Origin of the sequence: Mesorhizobium sp. B264B1B (assembly GCF_020165765.1) — a bacterium.
Lineage (GTDB): Bacteria > Pseudomonadota > Alphaproteobacteria > Rhizobiales > Rhizobiaceae > Mesorhizobium.
This window is the reverse complement of record NZ_JAIUIS010000002.1, coordinates 415,938-436,877: the sequence shown is the minus strand read 5'-3', so window position 1 is coordinate 436,877 and position 20,940 is coordinate 415,938. Positions and strand designations below refer to the sequence as shown.

The 20,940-nt window shown below is 63.3% G+C and carries 22 protein-coding genes; 10 read left to right on the top strand and 12 right to left on the bottom strand.

Annotation, left to right across the window (positions count from 1 at the left end; genetic code table 11):
• Positions 1 to 106: 106 nt before the first annotated feature.
• A complete protein-coding gene (locus tag LB547_RS05985) occupies positions 107 to 1,297 on the bottom strand; it encodes a hypothetical protein (RefSeq protein ID WP_140521751.1) in 1,191 nt (396 codons plus the stop codon).
• Between the two features lie 312 nt (positions 1,298 to 1,609).
• On the opposite strand from LB547_RS05985, the gene parC reads away from it, so the two are divergent.
• Entirely contained in the window at positions 1,610 to 3,862 is a 2,253-nt protein-coding gene (gene parC / locus LB547_RS05980; RefSeq protein WP_140515655.1) for a DNA topoisomerase IV subunit A, read from the top strand.
• 243 nt (positions 3,863 to 4,105) lie between these two features.
• Entirely contained in the window at positions 4,106 to 5,305 is a 1,200-nt protein-coding gene (locus tag LB547_RS05975) for an AI-2E family transporter (protein WP_140515657.1), read from the top strand.
• Here LB547_RS05975 and LB547_RS05970 read toward each other — a convergent pair.
• From LB547_RS05970 to LB547_RS05960, 3 genes are all read right to left on the bottom strand, one after another.
• Positions 5,293 to 6,189 (bottom strand): DMT family transporter, encoded by an 897-nt coding sequence (locus LB547_RS05970; RefSeq protein WP_140565175.1) that lies wholly within the window; start codon positions 6,187 to 6,189, stop codon positions 5,293 to 5,295. The two genes, LB547_RS05975 and LB547_RS05970, sit on opposite strands and share 13 nt — an antisense overlap.
• Positions 6,190 to 6,315: 126 nt before the next feature.
• Positions 6,316 to 7,080, bottom strand: a complete 765-nt coding sequence (locus LB547_RS05965; RefSeq protein WP_140494092.1) for an arginyltransferase — start codon at positions 7,078 to 7,080, stop codon at positions 6,316 to 6,318.
• A 138-nt stretch (positions 7,081 to 7,218) separates the two neighbouring features.
• Positions 7,219 to 7,689 carry an RDD family protein gene (locus tag LB547_RS05960; RefSeq protein WP_140494090.1) on the bottom strand — a complete coding sequence of 157 codons (471 nt, stop codon included), beginning with the start codon at positions 7,687 to 7,689 and terminating at the stop codon, positions 7,219 to 7,221.
• A 201-nt stretch (positions 7,690 to 7,890) separates the two neighbouring features.
• Between LB547_RS05960 and sthA the strand changes: the two genes are divergently transcribed.
• Positions 7,891 to 9,279, top strand: coding sequence for a Si-specific NAD(P)(+) transhydrogenase (gene sthA, locus LB547_RS05955; RefSeq protein ID WP_140494088.1), 1,389 nt, complete (start codon positions 7,891 to 7,893; stop codon positions 9,277 to 9,279).
• Positions 9,280 to 9,303: 24 nt separating this feature from the next.
• On the opposite strand, the gene LB547_RS05950 is transcribed toward sthA, so the two are convergent.
• Positions 9,304 to 10,494, bottom strand: coding sequence for a TCR/Tet family MFS transporter (locus LB547_RS05950; protein ID WP_140494086.1), 1,191 nt, complete (start codon positions 10,492 to 10,494; stop codon positions 9,304 to 9,306).
• 80 nt (positions 10,495 to 10,574) lie between these two features.
• Here LB547_RS05950 and LB547_RS05945 point away from each other — a divergent pair, with 80 nt between their 5' ends.
• Entirely contained in the window at positions 10,575 to 11,195 is a 621-nt protein-coding gene (locus LB547_RS05945) for a TetR/AcrR family transcriptional regulator C-terminal domain-containing protein (RefSeq protein WP_140494084.1), read from the top strand.
• Positions 11,196 to 11,219: 24 nt separating this feature from the next.
• On the opposite strand, the gene LB547_RS05940 is transcribed toward LB547_RS05945, so the two are convergent.
• Entirely contained in the window at positions 11,220 to 11,879 is a 660-nt protein-coding gene (locus LB547_RS05940) for an alpha/beta hydrolase (protein WP_140515667.1), read from the bottom strand.
• A 201-nt stretch (positions 11,880 to 12,080) separates the two neighbouring features.
• Here LB547_RS05940 and LB547_RS05935 point away from each other — a divergent pair, with 201 nt between their 5' ends.
• The gene (locus LB547_RS05935) at positions 12,081 to 13,259 is read left to right on the top strand and encodes an OpgC family protein (protein ID WP_140521757.1); all 1,179 of its coding nucleotides are present in this window, start codon (positions 12,081 to 12,083) and stop codon (positions 13,257 to 13,259) included.
• A gap of 18 nt (positions 13,260 to 13,277) precedes the next feature.
• Here LB547_RS05935 and LB547_RS05930 read toward each other — a convergent pair whose 3' ends face one another.
• A complete protein-coding gene (locus LB547_RS05930; RefSeq protein ID WP_140515671.1) occupies positions 13,278 to 14,354 on the bottom strand; it encodes a substrate-binding domain-containing protein in 1,077 nt (358 codons plus the stop codon).
• A gap of 164 nt (positions 14,355 to 14,518) precedes the next feature.
• Between LB547_RS05930 and LB547_RS05925 the strand changes: the two genes are divergently transcribed.
• Both LB547_RS05925 and LB547_RS05920 read left to right on the top strand, forming a co-directional pair.
• Positions 14,519 to 14,662, top strand: coding sequence for a hypothetical protein (locus LB547_RS05925; protein WP_140761635.1), 144 nt, complete (start codon positions 14,519 to 14,521; stop codon positions 14,660 to 14,662).
• Positions 14,663 to 14,735: 73 nt separating this feature from the next.
• Positions 14,736 to 14,876, top strand: a complete 141-nt coding sequence (locus LB547_RS05920) for a hypothetical protein (RefSeq protein ID WP_181167406.1) — start codon at positions 14,736 to 14,738, stop codon at positions 14,874 to 14,876.
• A 15-nt stretch (positions 14,877 to 14,891) separates the two neighbouring features.
• Here the strand turns inward: LB547_RS05920 and LB547_RS05915 are convergent, their stop codons facing one another.
• Positions 14,892 to 15,257, bottom strand: a complete 366-nt coding sequence (locus LB547_RS05915) for a DUF423 domain-containing protein (protein ID WP_140521759.1) — start codon at positions 15,255 to 15,257, stop codon at positions 14,892 to 14,894.
• A gap of 36 nt (positions 15,258 to 15,293) precedes the next feature.
• Complete coding sequence (locus LB547_RS05910; protein WP_140521761.1) at positions 15,294 to 16,547, bottom strand: multidrug efflux MFS transporter; 1,254 nt, start codon at positions 16,545 to 16,547, stop codon at positions 15,294 to 15,296.
• A gap of 118 nt (positions 16,548 to 16,665) precedes the next feature.
• On the opposite strand from LB547_RS05910, the gene LB547_RS05905 reads away from it, so the two are divergent.
• Both LB547_RS05905 and LB547_RS05900 read left to right on the top strand, forming a co-directional pair.
• A complete protein-coding gene (locus LB547_RS05905) occupies positions 16,666 to 17,331 on the top strand; it encodes a GntR family transcriptional regulator (RefSeq protein WP_140494070.1) in 666 nt (221 codons plus the stop codon).
• A 130-nt stretch (positions 17,332 to 17,461) separates the two neighbouring features.
• Positions 17,462 to 17,695 (top strand): DUF982 domain-containing protein, encoded by a 234-nt coding sequence (locus LB547_RS05900; protein WP_246670991.1) that lies wholly within the window; start codon positions 17,462 to 17,464, stop codon positions 17,693 to 17,695.
• A 27-nt stretch (positions 17,696 to 17,722) separates the two neighbouring features.
• Here the strand turns inward: LB547_RS05900 and LB547_RS05895 are convergent, their stop codons facing one another.
• Both LB547_RS05895 and LB547_RS05890 read right to left on the bottom strand, forming a co-directional pair.
• Positions 17,723 to 17,869, bottom strand: a complete 147-nt coding sequence (locus tag LB547_RS05895) for a hypothetical protein (protein WP_140494066.1) — start codon at positions 17,867 to 17,869, stop codon at positions 17,723 to 17,725.
• Between the two features lie 80 nt (positions 17,870 to 17,949).
• On the bottom strand, positions 17,950 to 18,993 hold the full coding sequence (locus tag LB547_RS05890; protein ID WP_140515679.1) for an aldo/keto reductase: 1,044 nt from the start codon (positions 18,991 to 18,993) through the stop codon (positions 17,950 to 17,952).
• A gap of 239 nt (positions 18,994 to 19,232) precedes the next feature.
• Here LB547_RS05890 and ppk2 point away from each other — a divergent pair, with 239 nt between their 5' ends.
• Positions 19,233 to 20,153, top strand: coding sequence for a polyphosphate kinase 2 (gene ppk2, locus LB547_RS05885; protein WP_140560569.1), 921 nt, complete (start codon positions 19,233 to 19,235; stop codon positions 20,151 to 20,153).
• 90 nt (positions 20,154 to 20,243) lie between these two features.
• Here ppk2 and LB547_RS05880 read toward each other — a convergent pair whose 3' ends face one another.
• On the bottom strand, positions 20,244 to 20,891 hold the full coding sequence (locus LB547_RS05880; RefSeq protein WP_140557014.1) for a dihydrofolate reductase family protein: 648 nt from the start codon (positions 20,889 to 20,891) through the stop codon (positions 20,244 to 20,246).
• Positions 20,892 to 20,940: the final 49 nt, after the last annotated feature.

Here is a 20,940-nt window from a genome sequence, read left to right as displayed (position 1 = left end):
CTTTAAAGAAGCCTCCGAAGTGACTCGTTCGATTGAGAATCGCAGACAAAAGCCCGGCATCGCTGCCGGGCTTTTCGTATCTTGAAGCAAGTCGAGGTCGCTTCGATCAGTCTTCGTTGGCCTTGACGGTGACGCCGAGCGTCTTCGGCAGGTCGGTCGGATTGGACATGGCGCCCGCCATGATCAGTGCGAACGGCACCGACGCCGGCGGCTTAGCCGAGATTTCGAGGCTCTTCGGATCGTCGAGATATTTGCCGACCGCCGCCGTTACCTGCGCCGTCAGCTCGGGATTGTTGAGCTGCGCCATGCCGAACGGCACGATCGCCTTGGCCTGGTTGGCGATATCCTTGCCCGACATGCCTTGCTGCTTGCCGACATAGTCCAGCACCTTGCCCGTCAGCGAATCGTCGTCGAAACGGATCGAGGCGCTGTTGAAGGAAAGCTGCTGCAACAGGCCGAGCATGGCCATGCCTTGCGCCGAGTTGTCGGCCCCTTCGGGCTGCGCGGCCATCTTCTTCTGCATTTCCTGCAGCGACTTGATGAAGTCGAGCGTGTAGCCGCCGAGATCGAAGGTCATGCCGAGCGTGCCGGCATTCTCGACCGAAATGTTGTATTTCGACAGCTCCATCTTGCCGTCAGTGGGCTGCCAGGTGCCGGCCATCTCGAAATTGCCCGCAATGTTCTGGTAGCCGAGTGCGTTGATGACTTCCTTCGACTTGGGATCCTCGACCAGCGTCAGGTCGGCATTGAACTTCTCGGTGGTGCCGGTGAATTTCATCGCTTGGCCGTCGGCCGGCGGCGTGATTTCGATGGCAAGCCCGTCCATCGAGAAAGCGGTCTTGTCGGCGATCTTGACCCTCATGTTCGAGAGTTCGGCGGACTTGTACATCATCAGCGAGCCCAGCGGGCCGCTGGCGCCGCTGGCCGGAACCATCATGTCGTGGATGACGAGGGGGCTTAAATTGAGGGTGACGCCGTCCTTGCTATGTTCGAATGCCGAGGTCGACACGGTTGCGATATCATAGCCGCCATTGGCTTCGGTCACGCCTTCGAGTTTGACGTCGCCGATCGCAAGGGCTTCTTTTTCCGCGCCCGGTTTGATGGATACGCCCTGCAACACCATGCTGGCGTTGTCGCCGGTCACGCCGGTCCAGGAAATATCGACGCCCTGCGCGGCAAGCGCCCTCTTCAGCCGGTCGGCGACCGCGGTGTCCTGGGCGAGCGCCGCGTTCAGCGGCAATGTGAGCAAGAAGGTCGAAAAGGCGAGTTTCCTGAGAGTCGAGCGTTTGATTGTCATCGCGAATGCCCCTGAGAGTGTCCTGAAAATTATTTTTCAATTTTTGGCGCCATCACCCTTCAGTGACGAACTGGACGGGAAAAAGGCGCATCCCGCCACAATGGTCAAAAATCGCGGCGAAAGGCAAACCCGATCCGAACATGCTGGAGACCGGGCCGCCGAGCGTCGTCGCGCTTCGCAATAGAGACGGCATGTAACGGATTGATGTTGGCTGGCGGGCTTGCCTGGGACTTCGTGTTGCAGGGCAGGGCATGCACCCACTTCAAGGCTTGCCCTCTTGCCGCGAATCACCCGCTCGGCTAGTTCCAGCCCATGGGAAAAAGGCTTTTGCCGCCTGACAATGGTGGCGGCGATCATATCGAACCGGTCGACCTGAAGAAGGCGCTGGAAGAGCGCTATCTTGCCTATGCGCTGTCGACCATCATGCACCGGGCGCTGCCCGATGTCCGCGACGGGCTGAAGCCCGTCCATCGCCGCATCATGCATGCCATGCGCCTGCTGCGCCTCAACCCCGACCAGGGCTTCGCCAAATGCGCCCGTATCGTCGGCGAGGTGATGGGCAAGTTCCACCCGCATGGCGACCAGTCGATCTACGACGCGCTGGTGCGATTGGCGCAGGATTTTTCGATGCGCTACCCCTTGGTCGACGGCCAGGGCAATTTCGGCAACATCGACGGCGATAACGCCGCCGCCATGCGCTACACCGAAGCGCGCATGACCGATGTGGCGACCGAGCTGCTCGCGGGCATCACCGAGGATGCCGTCGACTACCGGCCGACCTACAATGAGGAGGACGAGGAGCCGGTGGTGCTCCCGGGCGCCTTCCCCAACCTGCTGGCCAACGGCTCGTCCGGCATCGCGGTCGGCATGGCGACATCGATCCCACCGCACAACGCGGCCGAACTTTGTGACGCCGCCCTTCACCTGATCGAGCATCGGGACGCGCCGGTGGCCAAGCTGATGGATTTCGTCCAGGGCCCGGATTTCCCGACCGGCGGCATCATCGTCGACAGCCGAGCCTCCATCCTCGAAGCCTATGAAAGCGGCCGCGGCGGCTTTCGCGTGCGGGCAAAATGGAGCCAGGAAGACCAGGGCAGGGGCACCTGGAGCATCGTCGTCGCCGAAATCCCCTATGGCGTGCAGAAGGCGCGGCTGATCGAGAAGATCGCCGAGCTCCTGATGGCGCGCAAATTGCCGCTGCTCGAGGACATCAGGGACGAGAGCGCCGAGGACATCCGCGTCGTGCTGGTGCCCAAGAGCCGTTCCGTCGATCCCGGCATCCTGATGGAATCGCTGTTCAAGCTCACCGAGCTTGAAAGCCGTTTCCCGCTCAACATGAACGTGCTGTCGCGCGGCAAGGTGCCCAATGTCCTGTCGCTGAAGGGCGTGCTGCAGGAATGGCTCGAGCATCGCCGCGACGTGCTGATCCGCCGCTCGAAACATCGCCTCGGCGAGATCGAAAGACGGCTGGAGATCCTTGCCGGCTACCTGATCGCCTATCTCAATATCGACGAGGTGATCAAGATCATCCGCGAGGAGGATGAGCCCAAGCAGGTCATGATGGCCCGCTGGTCGCTCACCGACACCCAGGCCGAAGCCATTCTCAACATGCGCCTGCGCGCCCTGCGCAAGCTGGAAGAATTCGAGATCCGCAAGGAATTCGACGGCCTCACTGCCGAAAAGAAGCAGATCGAGGCGCTGCTTGCGTCCGAAGCCAAGCAATGGGGGACGATCAAGTGGGAGGTTGCGAGCCTGCGGGACAAATTCGGCCCCGAGACCGAGCTCGGTAAGCGCCGCACCCAGTTCGCCGATGCGCCCGAGCATGACCTGACCGACATCGCACATGCCATGATCGAGCGCGAGCCGGTCACCGTGGTGGTCTCGGAAAAGGGCTGGCTGCGTGCGATGAAGGGTCATCTGACCGATCATTCGCAGCTTGCGTTCAAGGAAGGCGACAGCCTGAAACTCGCCTTCCATGCGCAGACGACCGACAAGATCCTGGTGTTCACCACCGGCGGCAAATTTTACACCATCGGCGCCGATCGGCTGCCAGGCGGGCGCGGCCATGGCGAGCCGATCCGCATCATCGTCGACATGGACAATGACCAGGACATCGTCACCGCCTTCGTCCACGATCCGAAGCGCAAGCTGCTGCTGGTCTCGCATGACGCCAACGGTTTCATCGTGCCGGAGGAAGAGGTCGTCGCCAACACCCGCAAGGGCAAGCAGGTGATGAACGTCAAGGCGCCCGACGAAGCCAAGCGCTGCGTGCCGGTCGGCGGCGATCATCTGGCTATCGTCGGCGAGAACCGAAAGATGCTGGTGTTTCCGCTGTCCGACATTCCGGAAATGAGCCGCGGCAAGGGCGTGCGGCTGCAGAAATACAAGGATGGCGGGCTTCTTGATCTCAAGCCATTTACGCTGGAGACCGGTCTTTCCTGGCAGGATTCGGCCGACCGCACCTTTACAAGGTCGCGCGAGGAATTGGCCGAATGGATCGGCGCCCGCGCGTCGGCTGGCCGCATGGTGCCGAAGGGTTTCCCGAGGACCGGGAAATTTGGGTAATCTCCCCCCTCGAGGGGGAGATGCCGCCGAAGTCGACAGAGGGGGTCGGTTCGACTGGACGCAACCTCATTGCTTTGAACAAAGAATGCTAGCGCCTTACGCGCGGCTACCCCCTCTGGCCTGCCGGCCATCTCCCCCTCGAGGGGGAGATCCGCAGCTTCACCATCACCTTTTGAACTATCGTCACGATTGCTGCACTATGTCAGAGCATAAGCCGCGGGATGGCCGGGGAGAGACGAGCGTTTGAAGGAAGCGAAAATCCAGAAACCGGGGCAGCGCCTGTTCGGTCTGTCGACGCCGCTCAGAGCCGCCGTCATCCCACCGCTCTCGGCGGCGCGCTGGCTGCTGGTGCTGATCGTTGCCGCCGGCGTCTATTTCTTCCACGGCTTCCTGTTCCCGGTGCTGGCCGCGCTGGTCATCGCCTTCGCAAGCTGGCCGCTTTACCGGCGGCTTTTGGCCGGTGTCGGCGGCAACCGCACCATCGCCGCCACCTTCGCCATATTGTTCATCCTTGCCTTCCTGGTCATACCGATCGCGCTCGCGGGCACCTACGCCATCAACGAGGTGCGCGAATGGGTCGGCTGGGCGATCGAGACCAACCGGCACGGCGCCCCGACACCGCACTGGATCGCCACGCTGCCTATCGTAGGAGAATGGCTGAACCAGCAATGGACGACCAATCTCGGCCATCCCGGCGGCATCGGCGAACTGATCCAACTGGTCAGCGGCGCCAATATCGGCAGCATCTATCGCGGCGTCCTTGCCGCTGGCGGCAGCGCCTTCGGCCTGCTTTTGACGCTTTTGTTCATGATGATCGCGCTGTTCTTCGCCTATCGCGACGGCGAGCATTTCGCGGGCCAGGTCGATCGCCTGGGCGAGCGCATACTGCCGACGAGGTGGGAGCGCATCTCGCGGGTCGTGCCGGCGACCATTTCCTCGACCGTGACCGGCATGACCGTCATCGCCATCGGCGAGGGATTGGTGCTCGGCATCGCCTACTGGCTGGCCGGCGTGCCGTCGCCGGTGACGCTTGGCGCCCTGACCGGCGTCATGGCGCTGATTCCCGGCGGGGCACCGCTCTCCTTCACGCTGGTTTCGATCTATCTCGCCGCCAGCGGCTCACCGGTGGCCGGCCTGGCTTTGTTCATCTGGGGGACGGTCGAACTGTTCATCGTCGACAAGACCTTGCGACCGAAGCTCGTCGGCGGGCCGATAAAACTGCCCTTCCTGCCGACCTTTTTCGGCCTGATCGGCGGCGTCAAGACGATGGGCTTTCTCGGCCTGTTCATCGGCCCGGTGCTGATGGCACTGCTGGTGGCGATCTGGCGCGAATGGCTGCGCGAGGTGGAAATGATGGACGAGATGCCTGCTTCCCCTGAACAGGAAGGCTCGCCGTCGCTGATCGAGATCGACGGCGAGGCGAAGAAGATTCAGGCCGGATGACGCACCGCAAGGGCGGCGCGGCGCCTGCGTCCGTCATGCAACTGCCACACCGAATGGACCACCAATGTGACGATCAGGATCGCGCCGCCGATCAGGCTGTTGCGTGACGGCGTTTCGGAAAAGATCAGCCATACCCACACCGGTGCCAGCACGGTCTCCAGAAGGTAGAACATCGCCACTTCCGGTCCGGAGATGTATTTGGGGCCGGCCGCCAGGCAGAAGAACGAAATCGGCATGATCACGGCGCCATTAAAGATGATCCACCAGGGCGCGCTCACATGGATGCCTTCACCTGACACCATGAAGGCCGCCAGCACGAGCGACGGAACCACCCCGACGAGCGCCGTGAAGCCCATGTCCTTGCCGCTGGCCCGCGAAATGGTGATGGCCACGGAAATGAAGAAGGCCGAACACAGCGCCATGAAATTGCCGAACAGGTGTCCGGTGCCGACAGATCCGCCGACGATTACCAGCACGCCGAGGATCATGACCAGCATCGCCGCGAGCGTCACCGCCCGCGGCTTTTCCTGGAGAAACAACCAGGACAAGAGCGCGGCGAACACTGTGTTGAAGGCCAGGATGAACACCAGGTCGGCGGTCGAGGTGTAGAAGACGGCGGTGACGAAGGTGATCGAGGTCAGCCCGTAGCATATCGCGGCCGCCAGTCCCGACCAGCCTGGAATGAGCTGAGGCGCGTTTCGGCTGAGCGCCCGCCAGACAGCCCAGATGATCATTGCGGCGATGAAGGTGGCGGCCCCGCGCAAGAGCAGGATCGTCCATGCGCCGCCATCGGCGAGGCGGATCAGCGGAATGTCGAGGGTCAGCGTCAGGCCGCCAATGGCGGTTATCAGAAGGCCCTTCTGGTGGTCGCTGTGGGACGTCATTTGCAAACTTTCGTAATGAAATACAGATGGGACAGCCGATCGGCGCAATGACGCACTCTCCCGCCAAGCGGCTGAAAGACCAGCATCCCCTGCGTTGAAACAGTTAAACGTGGATCTTGGAAAAACTCAGCGTGAGACCGCTTCGTTGGTGTAGCGCTCCCAGCCCTTCGGGCCGAGATGCTCCTGCGGCATGAAGCGCATCTTATAATTCATCTTGCGCGAGCCGTTGACCCAGTATCCCAGGTAGACATGGGGCAGCCCCATCGCCCTGGCGCGAGCGATGTGATCGAGGATCATGAACGTGCCGAGAGACCGCTCCTCGAAGTCGGGATTGAAGTAGGAATACACCATCGACAGGCCGTCGGCCATCTTGTCGGTGAGCGCCACCGCGATCAGCTCGCCCTGTCCCTTGCCGGTGATGAAAGTATCGGGCCCGCGCCGGCGATATTCGATGACCTTGGTGTCGACATGGGTGTCCTCGACCATCATGGCGTAGTCCAGAACCGTCATGTCCGACATGCCGCCGCGGCGGTGGCGGGCATCGAGATAGCTGCGGAACAGCGAATATTGTTCGGTCGAGGGCTCGGCATTGTGCATGGCGCCGACGAGATCGGAATTGTGCTGCAGCACGCGCTTCATGTTGCGGCTGGCGACGAATTCCTGCGCCAGGATGCGCACGGAGACGCAGGCGCGGCAGGTTTCGCAGGCCGGCCTGTAGGCGATGTTCTGGGAGCGGCGGAACCCGCCTTGGGTCAGGAGATCATTCATCTCTGACGCCTTGTCGCCGACCAGATGCGTGAACACCTTGCGCTCGAACTGGCCGTCGAGATAGGGGCACGGCGACGGCGCGGTCAGGAAGAACTGCGGCGACTGGGTCGGGTGCTGCGTCATCGAGTCTCGGAAACACTCCTTCGAATCGCTCTACCTTTGGCGCGGAAAGCGAAAAATTCAACAGGATTGTGAAGGCGTGGCCATGCGGACGCCTTCACATTTGTGCCGACGCCGCGGCGATGCTTGCGAAAATGCGCCTCAGCGGCCGGTGCGGCTGACCACCGTGCCGAGCAGCAGGTCGTGCAGCGTGCGCTTGCGATCGGAAAACAGCGTCACCAGCAGCACCAGCGGCGACAGGATGACGTTGCCGGCCCAGAACAGCACCGAATGGACCACTGCCGTGAGCCCGTCGATCGGCCTGCCGTCGAGCCGATCGAGCCGGATGCCCATCATCTTCATGCCCGTGGTCGCCTGGTCGGCGCTGCCAAGCGTGTTCCAGATGTAGAGAATCGCGACGGCCGGGACCAGGACGCCAAACAGCATCCAGCCAAGGCCGAGGGTCAAAAGCCCGAGGAAGAACACCAGGATGGCGACAGGGATGGTGAGCAGCGCGACAATGACATAGTCGATCATGACCGCCAGGACACGCCGCGTGCGTACCCCTTCATAGGCCCTCACGTCGTCGAGCCTGGTATTGATGATTTCACCGTCGAGAACGCGAGCGTTCATGTCATTTCCTCGTAACAGGGGCCTGCTTAGCCTGCGCCCCACCTGCTGGGAAAATGGTAAAGGCTGATGGCGGAATCAAGATCGAGCCTTTCCCGGTGCGCAAGGCGGGGGAAGCGGCCGGCGGGCCGGTTGAATTCGCGCCTGACATGGCGTTAGCTTGTTGCGGCGCACCAAAAGCGCCAAGGGGCAGGGACGGGCAGGATGGATTACGACATGCTGGTCATTGGCAGCGGCCCTTCCGGACGTCGTGCCGCTGTACAATCGGCCAAACTCGGCAAATCGGTACTGGTCGTCGACAGGGGGCGGCGCCTGGGCGGCGTTTCCGTGCACACGGGCACCATTCCGTCGAAGACGCTGCGCGAAACCGTGCTCAATCTCTCGGGCTGGCGTGAGCGCGGCTTCTATGGGCGCGGCTATCGGGTTAAGCAGGACATCTCGGTCGGAGACTTGGTCGAGCGCCTGCACAAGACGCTCGACCACGAGGTCGAGGTGCTGCAGCACCAGTTCATGCGCAACACGGTCAAGAGCTCCCGCGCCGCGGTGAAATTTCTCGGGCCCAACAGGGTCAGCCTGACATCGGACAATGGCGACTACAGCGAGGTCGGCTTCGCCAATGCGCTGATCGCCGTCGGCACCAGGCCGCACCGGCCGGGCGACGTGCCGTTCGACAAGAGCCGCGTGTTCGACAGTGACGAAATGCTCGAGCTCGACCGCTTGCCGCGCACGCTGACGGTCATCGGCGCCGGGGTCATCGGCGTCGAATACGCGACGATCTTTTCGGCACTCGACGTGCCGGTGACGCTGGTCGAGCCGCGCAACACGATCCTCGATTTCGTCGACCGCGAGATCGTCGACGACTTCATCCACCAGATGCGCGACCGCGGCATGACCATCCGGCTGGGAAGCGCCGTGAAGGAGATTGCCTCCAGGCCCGACCATGCAGAGGTCACGCTGGCCGACGGGCGCACCATACGTTCCGAGATCGTGCTCTACGCCGCGGGCCGCACCGGCAATGTCGGTAGCCTCGGCCTCGATGCGGTCGGCATCGAGGCTGACTCCAGGGGACGCATCAAGGTCGATCCGCACACCTTCCAGACCAGCGTGCCCAACATTTACGCCGCCGGCGACGTGATCGGCTTTCCGAGCCTGGCCTCCACCTCGATGGAGCAGGGCCGGGTAGCCGCGTGCCATGCTTTCGGCGTGACATTGCCGCCGCCGCCGGAAACCTTTCCTTATGGCATTTACGCGGTGCCCGAGATCTCCACCGTCGGCCAATCCGAGGAACAGGTGCGCGAGAGCGGCGCCGCCTACGAGGTTGGCGTGGCCCGTTTCCGCGAGACCTCGCGGGGCCACATCATGGGCGTCAACACCGGCTTCCTGAAGCTTCTGTTCTCGATCGAGACACGCCGCTTGCTCGGCGCGCATATCGTCGGCGAGGGCGCCACCGAACTGATTCACATCGGCCAGGCGGTGATCAATCTGGGTGGCACGGTCGACTTCTTTGTCAACAATACATTCAACTATCCCACGCTGGCCGAGGCCTATAAGATCGCCGGGCTGGACGCCTGGAACAGGATGGGGCAGGGATAACCCTGTCGCCGGCCACTATTATCCTCACTCCGCCGCCTCCCGTTTGGCCGTGGGCGATCCGGTTGCGAGCAGCAGGGGCAGGCAGAGGACATAGAGCGTCGCGCCCGCGACCCACACCATGCCTGGGAAGACCATTCGAGTGCGAAAATAGAGCATGGCGATGACGAGTGGTCCGAGCACCGAGACCAGGCTCGTCATGCTGGTGAGCACACCTTGCAATCGCCCCTGGTGATCTGCCGCGACACGTGACGTCAGCAACGATTGCAGCGCCGGGGCTCCGATGCCGCCGAGACAGAAAAGCGGCAACAGCGCGAACGCCATCCAGCCTTGCCAGGCCAGCGCGATCGACACATAGGCCGTGCTGTCGGCAAGGATGGCGACCATGAGCGCTCGCCTTTCGCCCCAGCGCTCGGCGATCGGTCCCGCGACGAAACCCTGGGCTCCGGCATGGAAGAGGCCGAACAATGCCAGCGAGATGCCCACAGTGAAAAGGCTCCAGCGGAATTTGTCCTGCACGTAGAGAACCCAGACGGTGCCGCCGACTTCGCCGACAAGGCCGAGCACGGCAAAGGCGCCGAGCAGCGGCAGGAGGGCCGGAAAAGTCAGGGCCCAACGCAGCGGCGCCAGCGGGTTGAACGACAGCGGCTCGCCTGTGCCGCCGACCCGCTCCGGCTCCGGCAGCAGAAGGAAGGCCAGCACCAGATTGATGCCGGTGAACCCTGTCGCCGCCAGGAACGGCGCGCGCAGCCAGACATCGCCGAGCAGGCCGCCGAGCGCCGGACCGGCGATGAACCCGACGCCAAAAGCGGCGCTCAGATGGCCGAAGGCGCGGGCGCGCCGCTCTTCGCTGCTGATGTCGACCATATAGGCGGAGGCCACCGCCATGCTGGCGCCCGTTAGGCCGGCGATCAGTCGGCCGACGAACAGCAGCGGCAGCGACGGCGCGAAGGTCATGAACAGATAATCCAGCATCGACCCGGCAAGCGACAGAAGCAGCACCGGCCGGCGGCCGTAGCGGTCGGACAACGCGCCGAGCAGGGGCGAAAACAGCACCTGCATTGCGGCATAGGCGGCGAGGAACGCGCCGAAAATCCAGCCAATGTCCTCGACATGGCCAACCTCGCGCAACAGCCCCGGCAGCACCGGCATGATCAGCCCGATGCCGGCCGCGTCCAGCGCCATTGCCGTCAGCACGACGAGATAGGCCCTTTTCATCGAGATGCTTCTTTCCTAAAGTTTATCGGTGATAAGGTAGCGTTTATCACCGATAAATTGGCTGGGCAAGCGAGGTGCATATGAAGCTGGACAAGGCGCTGATCGTGGCGCAGGCGCTCGAGCTGTTGAACGACGTCGGCATCGATGCGCTTTCGACCCGGCTGCTGGCGCAGCGGCTCAAGGTCCAGCAGCCGGCACTCTACTGGCATTTCAGGAACAAGCGCGCCCTGCTCGACGCAATGAACGAGGAGATCCTGCGGCGCGGCCATGGACATCAGGTACCGCTGCCGGGCGAGAGCTGGCAGGAATTCGTACGCAACAACGCCCGCAGCTTCCGCGGCGCCTTGATGGCCTATCGCGACGGTGCGCGCGTCCATGCCGGTACCGAGGCCGATCCGGGCGATCTCGAACATGTCGAACGGTTGCTCACTTTTCTGCGCGAGGCCGGCATGCCTTCCGTCATGGCCATGCGGTTGCTGATGATCGTCGGGCGCTACACGGTGGGCTGCGTCCTCGAGGAACAGGCAGAATATCCGGCCGGCCCGGGTCGAGGTGCAGCGCTCGATGCCAAGGCAAGCGGTTACCCGCTGCTCAGCCAGGCCCTGGCCGATTATCGTGCGGGCGGTCACGAGGCGCTGTTCGAAAGCGGCCTCGACTTGCTGATTGCCGGGGCGCAGGCCGGCATCGCTGAAGGAGGCTGAGCGCGGCGATCCGCGTCTTGCCCGTCAGGCGGCAGGAGCGGGCGGAGCAAGCCATTGCCGCACGATCGCGGCATCGGGGTCGCCGATTTCATGGCCCGAAGCGACGATACGCGCGTCGACCTCGGCGCCGCGCTGGCTGAGCAGCGTTACCAGGGCCGGCGCGAAGGGTCCGTAGGTCAGGTCGGCGGCGCCGGCGACAATCAGCGCCTTGATGCCGGTCAGATCGGTTGCCGGCGTCTCGTCCAGCACCGGCATCGGCCGCAGCAGTGCCGCCCGTCCGACAAGGCCGGGATGGAGCAGCATCAGGCTGGAAACCAGATTGGCGCCGTTGGAATAGCCGAGGAAAGCCGCGCGCTTCGGATCGATCCGGTGCCGCTTCATGGCCTCGGCCATGAAGCGTGCGAAAGCGGCCGTCTCGCGGCGGATGCTGGCCTGCTCGAAGCTGGTCGGCGTGATCCGCTCGAACCAGCGGAAGCCGTCGTCCTGGACGATGCGGCCACGCACGGCGACCAGGCAGGCATGCGGTGCGATCTGCCTCGCCAGCGGCACCAGGGTCGTCTCGTCGACACCTGATCCATGCAGCAGGAACAGGCATTCGTCGCTGGCCCCGCCGGATCCGAAGAAGCGATAGGGAAAGGCCAGATCCAGCCGCGGCAGGCTGTTTTCGACGCTTGTATCGCTCATGCCGTATCCTTTTGATTACATTTCGTTTCACTCAATTTGCCGGCTTCAAAACGCAATATTTTCATGCTCCGCGAAAGTTGATTGAACCGGGCGCATTTCAGTCCGTTTCTGCGCCGATATACTCCATCGCGGAGGAATCGAAGCGGTGCGCCGGGGGTCGCATTGCTGGGCATGAACAACCAGCTTTGAGGCCTTTTGTCGATGACCACCCCAGTTCCAACCGAGCGCGATACGCGCATCGATGTGCTGCGTGCGCTCGCGCTGCTGACGATCTTCGTCGACCATGTGCCGGGCACGGCTTTTGAGACCCTGACCTACAAGAATTTCGGCTTTTCGGATGCGGCCGAGGCTTTCGTGCTGATATCGGGCATTTCGGTCGCGCTTGCCTATGGCACGAAGTTCCGCCCGGGAGGCCGGCTGCTCGCGACGCTGAAAATGTGGCGGCGGGCAGGCGTGCTCTATATCGCCCATATCGTCACCACGATGGCGGTGATGGCATTGTTCTGTGCCGCGGCGGTGTTCGGCCGGCGGCCGGAACTGCTGAAGCTGATCAACATCGAACCGCTGATGAAGGACACGCCCGAGGTGCTGGTCGGCATCGTCACGCTCGGCCACCAACTCGGCTACAACAACATCCTGCCGGTCTACGCGGTGCTGCTTTTGCTGGCGCCGGCCTTCTTGCTGTTCATCAGCTACAGGCCGCTTGCAGCGCTGACAGTGTCCGGCTTGCTATGGCTTGTTGCCGGCATCTGGCAGATCGCCCCGCCGAACTATCCCGAGCCCGGCCTCTGGTTCCTCAACCCGCTGTCTTGGCAATTCCTGTTCAATATCGGCCTTGCCGCCATGCTGCATGTCAGGCGCGGCGGCGTCATTCCAGCCAACCGCTGGCTGATCGGTGCCGCCGCGGCCTATGTGCTGGCCGCGTTGGCATGGGTGCATAGTCCGCTTTGGGGCCAGGTGACCTGGTTCGACCTGCCGGTGGTGCTGACCGGCTTCGACAAGACATTCCTGTCGCTCCCGCGGCTGCTGCACATCCTGGCGGTCAGCTATCTGGTGGTGGCACTGCCTGCGGTCTCGAACCTGTTCCGCACCGGCCCCGACCATCCGCTGGCGATACTCGGCAAGCGTTCGCTTCCGGTGTTCATCGCCGGCACGCTGATCGCCATGGTTGCCCAGGTGATGAAACTGATCAATCCCGGCGGCCTCGCTTATGACAGCCTGTTGCTCGCCGCCGGCATTGCCATGCAGTTCGCGCTCGCTTTCTATCTCGAATGGTTGTCGACCATCGGCGGTTCGGGGAAAGCCAGGACGACGCAAAAGGACGCCAAGCCCGTCCAGCCGTCTTTCGGTATCTCGGCCGTAGCAAGAGCCAACCACTGAGGGTCAGCGAGCCCGGTTTCAGCGGCGCGGTGGAGCCGAGGAGGCGCGCACGATCAGTTCGACCGGCAGCAACTGCCGGCTGACCTTGCCGTCGCTTTCCAGGATTGCCTTGACGGCAAGCCGGCCCATCTCGGCGATCGGCTGTGCGACCGTGGTCAACGGTGGCTCGGACAACTCTGCTTCGGGAACGCCGTCGAAACCGATGACCGAAACATCATCGGGGACATTCAGCCCGCGCGCGCTCAGCCATTCAAGCGTTGCCAAGGCCATCCTGTCCGACATCGCCAGGATGGCCGTGGGTGGTTCGCCGGAAGCAAAGATCGTTTCCAGCCCCGCCTTTGTGGTGGCGGCATCGTTGGCGGTTTCGTAGACGGGCACTTTGGATGTATCGATGCCAACCCGCGAAAGCTCCCGGAAGTAGCCGGTGAGGCGATCGCGTGTCCCCGCATAGGCCGCGGCGCGAAGCTCCTCGGGCGAAATGATGCCTGTCCTGCCGTCGGCGAAAGGCAGCGCCAGCACGGCAAAGCGGCGATGCCCGAGTTCCGTCAGATGGCGCGCCGCCAGGCTGGCGCCGGCGATGTTGTCGACGCCGATCGCCGCGACGGATCCATCCTCCGAATCCAGGTCCAGCGCCACGAAGGGCAGTTTGCGCTCGCGGGCCAATTCGACAAGGCGCGAGCCGCCTTCGATACAGAAGACGATGAAGCCGTCGACCAGGGCGCTCTGGATATTCCAGGCAAGCTGTTCGTTGTTGGCGGCCGAGACTAACGAGATACCGGCCCCGGTCGCATCGCAGGCCTGCGAGATACCGGCCATCATCACGCGCGCGAAGGGATCCTCGAAGAAATAGGAAAGGGGCTCCGCGGTGGCCACGCCGATGGCGTTGACCTTGCCGGCCCGCAGCAGGCGGCCCTTGGGATCGGGGCCGGCATAGCCCATCGCCTCGGCCGCCGCACGGACCCGTTCGCGGACTTCTTCGCGCACGATCTCAGGGCGGCTGAAGACATTGGAGGCGGTACCATGCGAAACACCGGCCGCCTTGGCGATGTCGGCCAGCCGGACGGGTCGTCGATTGCCTGCGGTGAGTGACGCCATTTGCGCGTGCCTCCTGATATGCATTTAGCACGTTCCCGACTTGCATCTAGCACTTTCGTTGGATCGATTCAAATTTTGCTTGACCGGCGGCTTCCATAGGCCTATCTTTGAATCGATCCAACTAAGATCTGCCTGCTGGATTAAACCTGGATGGGAGGTGCGCCATGCATCCTGTTAACTGTCTGTTCGAAGACATCTACCGCAACGACTGGAGCATCGGGTCGGCCGCCAACAAGTCCAAGCGCCGCGGCGGAACAAGCCCGTGGATTCGCGATCTGCGCTTCCTGGTGGCGCGCAAGCGGAGCTGACTGGCGTGAATTTTTTGCGTCGGCCTATTGGATCGATTCAATTCAAATCAAGAGGAGAAGAGCCATGCATCCCATGAAGCATCTGTTCGACGACATTTATCGCAATTATTGGGGCATCGGCACGGCCGCGGAGCGGCCAGAGGCGCCGCGCCGCGCGACGCTCTCGGCGCGCAACCGCGATCTTTGGATCCGACTTGAACGTCGCCGGGATTGAAACCGGCCGCGCATCTCAGGGTCGCCGACGCACCACGGCGGAGACAGCTATGGTCAGCCAGCCTGCGATGAGCAGGGTGCCTCCGATCGGCGCCGACATCGGAAACAGCCTCGATCCGAGAAAATCGCGGGCGAGAAGATCGCCCGTGAAAAGCACGAGCCCGACGAGCAGCACCAGGCTGGCTAACCGCAGCGGGCGATTCGCGTCGAGGAGACCGACGGCGAGAAACACCGGTGCGTGCATCAGCAGGAACGATGCCGCCGTACCGGTGAAGGCGCCGCCGAGATGTGCGGCGGCCGCCGACAGCGCCACGCCGGCCGCGCCCACGATGCCGGCGGCGAGCACAAGCAGACGGCTGCCGGTCGTTTCGGTCAGGTTCATGTCGACGCTCCTTCGGTTGATCGGCTGGGCAGTTCGTCAGGGCTTGCCCGCTTCCATCAACATATTCCGCGTCCGCCGCGCCTGGACAATCCAGTTGTAGACCGCGCCGAGCGCCATCAGCACCGACGTGCCGAGAAACACCGCCCGCATGCCGAAATGGCCGCCGACGAAACCGCCGGCAAGCGGTCCGGCGACCTGGCCGACATATTGGGCCGAGATCGAAAGACCGAGCACGTTGCCGCCGACGCCGTCGGGAATGTTGTGGCGGATGACGCTGGTGATGCAAGGCAGCAAACCGCCGAGCGCCAGGCCCATCAGGAAGCGCAGCCCGATCAGTTGCCAGCCGTCGGTGACGAAGGCCTGCGGAATGAGCAGCAGCGCCGACACGGCCAGCGCGCCGACGACGACGTTCCAGTGACCGACGCGGTCGGCGAGCCTGCCAAGCCATGACGCCGACAGGATTGCGCCAAGGGCGGCCGCCGACATCACCACGCCGGCAACGAGCGTCACCCGGCTCTGGTCCTCGATCAGCTGCTGCACATAGACGGTGATGATCGGCTCGATCGACATGGTGGCGAAGGCCAGCAGCATGCCGGTCGTCAGCATGGCCACGACCGGACGCTTGTCGGCAATTTGCGACCAGCCGCTCTTCGGCTTTGCCGCCGTCGCGGCTTTGCTTGCTTGCGGGCGCTGGTTCTCCTTGATCAGGAATGTCGTCGCCAGAAAGGCAAGGAAGATGACGCCGCCGGACAACAGAAAGGTCGCGCGGATGCCGATTACCGGCGGCAGCGCGCCGCCGAGCAAGGGGCCGACCAGCGAACCTGCCGTGATGCCAGCGGACAAGACACCGAGCGCCCAGCCGGAGCGGTCCTTCGGCGTCTGCATGGCCACCAATATGGTCGAGCCGGAGGAATAGCCGCCGGCAAAGCCGATCAGCAGGCGCAGCAGCACCAATTGCCAGACCGTCTCGACCATTCCGGTCAGCGACATGCAGATCGCCATGCCGAAGGAGGCGCGCACCAGCATCAGCTTGCGGCCGTAGCGGTCGCCGAGCCGTCCCCATAACGGCGCAACGAGCGCCGCCGCGAAGAAGGTCGCCCCATAGGCGATGCCCGACCATTGCACGATCGCCGCATGGCCCTCGACGCCCAGTTGCTCGACATAGAGCGGCAGGAACGGCAAGAGCAGGGTCATGGCGATGAGCGTGCTGAACGAACCCGCGAAGCAGACGGCGAGATTGCGCCGCCAGTGGATATTGTAGCCGCCCTGTTCCGTATCGTTCTGCGTCATGCCGTGCCTGCGTGTGCCAGGGATTGTTGTGGATACCATTTTGGGATACCAAGTCGGTATCCGTCATGGACCCACAGCCCGACCGCTGTCAATGCGGGCACGTGAAAAGGCAACAACGATGTCGCAGATGCACAACGTCGAACGGCAGCTCCGCGAGATGATCCTTGGACTTGAGATCGGCCCGGGTGAGAAACTCACCGAGCGCTGGATCGAAAGCCGCTTCGGCGCCTCGCGCACGCCGGTCAGGGCTGCGCTGCTGCGGCTCGAAACCGAAGGGCTGGTCGGCAGGGACGGGCGCGGCTGGACGGTCTCGCCCATCAACCTGGCCGAACTCGAGCAGATCGCGGTCTACCGCGAAGCGGTCGAGGTCGCGGCCTTGCGGCTGACATGCGGGCTTGCCGACAGAAGTGCCGTCGATGTCATCGAGGCTATGCTCGTCTCCTGCGACGACGACACTCCGCGCGAGGAATGGCATCGCGTCGGCATGGATTTCCACATCGAGCTGGCGCGACTGTCCGGCAATGAATTCCTGTTTCGGGCCGTCCGCGACGCGATGACCAGGCTTTCGCGCGCCCGTTGGCTGGAGGTACGCGATGGAGCGGCCCTTGGCCGCGCGTGGGCCGAACATCATGCCATCCTGGCCGCCGTGCGGAGCGGCGATGCACAGGAAGCCGCGCGCTTGCTCTCGCAGCATATCGTGGGCAGTCGCGACCGTCTGTTGACGTCGCTGGCCAATGATCGCCGCGGCCTTCGCGCCAGGGGATTTGCCGTCGTGGCGGCATAATGCGGCCTGCAGGGCAGGCCACTCGCCGCCGAAAAAAGGACCACCGGCCCCGAGCCCCACTTTCGGCCTCGCTTCGCGGACGCCGATGGCGTAGGACCGGGCGATGGAAAACAACCGATTTGAAGTACCCGTGACCGTCAAATCAGTCACGGCGGGAAGTACACAGCTCTTACGCTCGGCCCGCGAGGCTTCCGACTATCTCATGAACAGCTGGCCCGGCAAGCGCACCCCCAAGCATCGCGCGGCGCTGCAGGCCTGCCACGATGCGCTGGCCGGCGACAAGCCGGCCATGAACGCAAGGCGCGCCTTTATCGCGGCGGCGCGTGAAGTGGACGTCTTCGTCAGCGACAAGGCGCCGGCCTGATCCAGGCCGGATTGCCGCCGCGCGCCGTCATTCCTCTGTTTCAATCTCGGCGTCAGTCTCGGGTTTCTGACGCTCCCGCGCCGCAGCCTTGGCCGCCAGCTTTTCGGCCTTCTTGGCCGCCTTCTGGCGATCGCGTTCTTTGCGTTCCTGATCGTAATTTGGTGCTCGTGCCATAGCGGCTCCTTTTTTGCTGTTCTTGTGGGCTGACTACGCGTCGTTCGCCTTCCGACGTCTCGGAGCCGGCACCAGGGTTCCTATAAGCTGCTTCGGTCGATCACAAGGTCGGCGGCGCCGAAACGCTCCTTTGCCGTCAGCTGCTGATGCCAATAGGGATAGAGCAGGGGCGGGCGGCTGACCGCGTCGAGGCGATCACGTTCCTCGCCGGCCAGCGTCAGGCTGGCCGCCGCGATATTGTCCCTGAACTGGGCCTCGTTGCGCCCGCCGATCACAAGCGAGCTGATAGCCGGCCGGCCAAGCAGCCAGGCAAGCGCCACCTGTGCGGCGGACACACCGCGGGCCTTACCGATTTCGACCAGCACATCGACGATCCGCCACAGCCGGTCCTCGTCGCGGATTGGCGGTTCGGACCAGCCGGCGACCTGGCGCGCGGTCGGGCTGTCACGGTGATACTTGCCCGACAGCAGGCCTCCCGCCAGTGGGCTCCACACCAGCACGCCCAATCCCTGGTCGACCGAGATCGGCAGCAGCTCGTATTCGGCTTCGCGTGCTTCGAGCGTGTAGTGGATCTGCTGGGTGACGAAGCGCGGCTGATGGCGGGTGTCACTGATGGAGAGCGCCTTCATCACCTGCCAGCCGGAATAGTTGGAGCAGCCGATATAGCGGATCTTCCCCTGGCCGACCAGCGTGTCGAGCGCGGCGATGGTCTCTTCGAGTGGCGTCACGCCGTCCCATTCGTGCAGGAAATAGATATCGATGACGTCGGTCTTGAGCCGCTTAAGGCTTTTCTCGCATTCGCGGATCAAATGATGGCGCGACAGGCCTTCGTCATTGGGACCGTCGCCGATGCGCATGCGCGCCTTGGAGGCGATCAGCACGTCGTTCCTGCGCTTGCCGCCGAGTGCCTCGCCGATGATCTCCTCCGACAGGCCGTCCGAATAGACATTGGCCGTGTCGATGAGATTGATGCCGGCATCAATGCACAGATCGATCATGCGCTTCGCCTCGGCGAGATCGCTGTTGCCCACAGCCGCGAACGGGCCGGCGCCGCCAAAGGTCATGGTGCCCATCGTCAGCGCCGAAACCTTCAGGCCGGAACGGCCGAGAGTGCGGTATTCCATGTCAGTCCTCGCGATTGAGAAGAATGGCCCGATCAGGTTGCTGGATTTGTAGGACAATCCGTGCGGCTTGTCGCCCTCCGGCCCCAGCACACCGATGAGCGGCCGTGGCGTGCCCCTGCAATAAAACCGTCATTGCCGGCCTATACTCAGTCGATCAGGGCGTTGCGCGCCGCCGTCAGGACGCGACCAGTGCGCCCGGTCGTTGCCGGAGGCGGCAGCTTGCAGATGGAGGAACACCGATGAATGAATCCATACCCAAGTCCGGCGCCCGGGACTGGCTGGAAGCCGAACTCGCCGACACGCTCGACGAGGACTATGAACTGGAGATGTCGGAACCGGCGCTGTCGCTGGAGATCGCCAGGATCTACAAGAACGCGCATCCGCCTTCTATCGACCGCATGCAGTATTTTCGCGACCTGATCGGGCTGCAATCCGAGCTGATCAAGCTGCAATCCTGGGTCGCCTACCACAAGAAGAAGCTTGTGGTGATCTTCGAAGGCCGCGATTCGGCTGGCAAGGGCGGCGTCATCAAGCGCATCACCCAGCGGCTCAACCCGCGGATCTGCCGCGTCGTGGCGCTTCCGGCACCGACCGAGCGAGAGACGTCGCAATGGTATTTCCAGCGTTATGTGCCGCACCTGCCGGCCGGCGGCGAGATCGTTCTGTTCGACCGCTCCTGGTACAACCGCTCCGGCGTCGAGCGGGTGATGGGTTTCGCCGGGGCCGATCAGGTGGAGGAATTCTTCCGTGACGTGCCGGAGTTCGAGCGCATGCTGGTCCGTTCGGGCATCACGCTGGTCAAATACTGGTTCTCGATCACCGACGAGGAACAACAGATGCGCTTCCTGATGCGCATCCACGATCCGATGAAGCAGTGGAAGCTGTCGCCGATGGACCTGCAGTCGCGGGTGCGCTGGGAACAGTACACCAAGGCCAAGGAAGAGACCTTCGCCCGTACCAACATTCCGGAGGCGCCCTGGTTCATCGTCGAGGGCAACGACAAGAAGCGCGCCCGGCTGAACTGCATCGACCACCTCTTGCAGCAGGTTCCCTATGAAGAGGTGCCGCACGAGGAGATCACGCTGCCCGAGCGGGTCTTCAATCCCGAATACGAGCGCCAGGTGCTGCCGCGCGAGCTCTACGTGCCCGAGAAGTATTGAACGAGAGTTTGTCCTTCTCCCCGTATAGTGACGGGGAGAAAGGATCTGCACCAAGGGTTGCCAATTCCCACTGTCGCAGACAACTAATTCCTAAGTCCGCTTGATGACGACATGCGTGGCAAGCGGCGTCGCTACTTGTTCGCTGCACGCGTAGCCGAGCTTCGGCATATCAATCCCGGCGAAGAGGTGCTCGCCGGAGCCGAGCAGCACCGGCGAGATCGCCAGATGCATCTCGTCGATGAGCCTCTCCTGGAGGTACTGCCGGATGGTGGCGACGCCGCCGCCGACCCGCACATCGCTGCCATTGGCCGCTGCCCTTGCCTGCTCGAGCGCCGAATGGATGCCATCCGTAATGAAGTAAAAGGTCGTGCCGCCCTCCATGACGATCGGCTCGCGCGCATGGTGGGTCAGCACGAAGACCGGCACATGATAGGGCGGGCTGTCGCCCCACCAGCCCTTCCAGTTTTCGTCAGGCCATTCGCCGCGGATCGGCCCGAACATGTTGCGGCCGAGGATCCAGGCGCCGACATTCTCGAAGCTGCGCGCCGCGAACGCCTCGTTGGTGTCGGTTGTGCCGCCGTCGTCTCCGAGCACCATCTTGCGGAAGGTGCGGGTACCGATCATCCATTTGTGCAGGGCTTCCCCGCCGACCCCGAGCGGGTTTTTCAAATCCTGGTCGGGACCGGCGCCGTAACCGTCGAGCGACAAGGTGAATGCGTTGACGCGAAGTCTGGACATGGAAAGCCTCCTCAGACCAGTTGTATTTTGCAAGCAGTTACTTTCTAGC

Coding starts and splice junctions, on each gene's coding strand:
- LB547_RS05925 (WP_140761635.1), top strand. CDS start 14,519: ATGCATCCTGTTAACTGTCTGTTCGAAGACATCTACCGCAACGACTGG.
- LB547_RS05945 (WP_140494084.1), top strand. CDS start 10,575: ATGAAGCTGGACAAGGCGCTGATCGTGGCGCAGGCGCTCGAGCTGTTG.
- parC (WP_140515655.1), top strand. CDS start 1,610: ATGGGAAAAAGGCTTTTGCCGCCTGACAATGGTGGCGGCGATCATATC.
- LB547_RS05965 (WP_140494092.1), bottom strand. CDS start 7,080: ATGACGCAGCACCCGACCCAGTCGCCGCAGTTCTTCCTGACCGCGCCG.
- LB547_RS05890 (WP_140515679.1), bottom strand. CDS start 18,993: ATGGAATACCGCACTCTCGGCCGTTCCGGCCTGAAGGTTTCGGCGCTG.
- sthA (WP_140494088.1), top strand. CDS start 7,891: ATGGATTACGACATGCTGGTCATTGGCAGCGGCCCTTCCGGACGTCGT.
- LB547_RS05895 (WP_140494066.1), bottom strand. CDS start 17,869: ATGGCACGAGCACCAAATTACGATCAGGAACGCAAAGAACGCGATCGC.
- LB547_RS05905 (WP_140494070.1), top strand. CDS start 16,666: ATGTCGCAGATGCACAACGTCGAACGGCAGCTCCGCGAGATGATCCTT.
- LB547_RS05880 (WP_140557014.1), bottom strand. CDS start 20,891: ATGTCCAGACTTCGCGTCAACGCATTCACCTTGTCGCTCGACGGTTAC.
- LB547_RS05960 (WP_140494090.1), bottom strand. CDS start 7,689: ATGAACGCTCGCGTTCTCGACGGTGAAATCATCAATACCAGGCTCGAC.
- LB547_RS05930 (WP_140515671.1), bottom strand. CDS start 14,354: ATGGCGTCACTCACCGCAGGCAATCGACGACCCGTCCGGCTGGCCGAC.
- LB547_RS05950 (WP_140494086.1), bottom strand. CDS start 10,494: ATGAAAAGGGCCTATCTCGTCGTGCTGACGGCAATGGCGCTGGACGCG.
- LB547_RS05910 (WP_140521761.1), bottom strand. CDS start 16,547: ATGACGCAGAACGATACGGAACAGGGCGGCTACAATATCCACTGGCGG.
- LB547_RS05920 (WP_181167406.1), top strand. CDS start 14,736: ATGAAGCATCTGTTCGACGACATTTATCGCAATTATTGGGGCATCGGC.
- LB547_RS05940 (WP_140515667.1), bottom strand. CDS start 11,879: ATGAGCGATACAAGCGTCGAAAACAGCCTGCCGCGGCTGGATCTGGCC.
- LB547_RS05935 (WP_140521757.1), top strand. CDS start 12,081: ATGACCACCCCAGTTCCAACCGAGCGCGATACGCGCATCGATGTGCTG.
- LB547_RS05985 (WP_140521751.1), bottom strand. CDS start 1,297: ATGACAATCAAACGCTCGACTCTCAGGAAACTCGCCTTTTCGACCTTC.
- LB547_RS05915 (WP_140521759.1), bottom strand. CDS start 15,257: ATGAACCTGACCGAAACGACCGGCAGCCGTCTGCTTGTGCTCGCCGCC.
- ppk2 (WP_140560569.1), top strand. CDS start 19,233: ATGAATGAATCCATACCCAAGTCCGGCGCCCGGGACTGGCTGGAAGCC.
- LB547_RS05970 (WP_140565175.1), bottom strand. CDS start 6,189: ATGACGTCCCACAGCGACCACCAGAAGGGCCTTCTGATAACCGCCATT.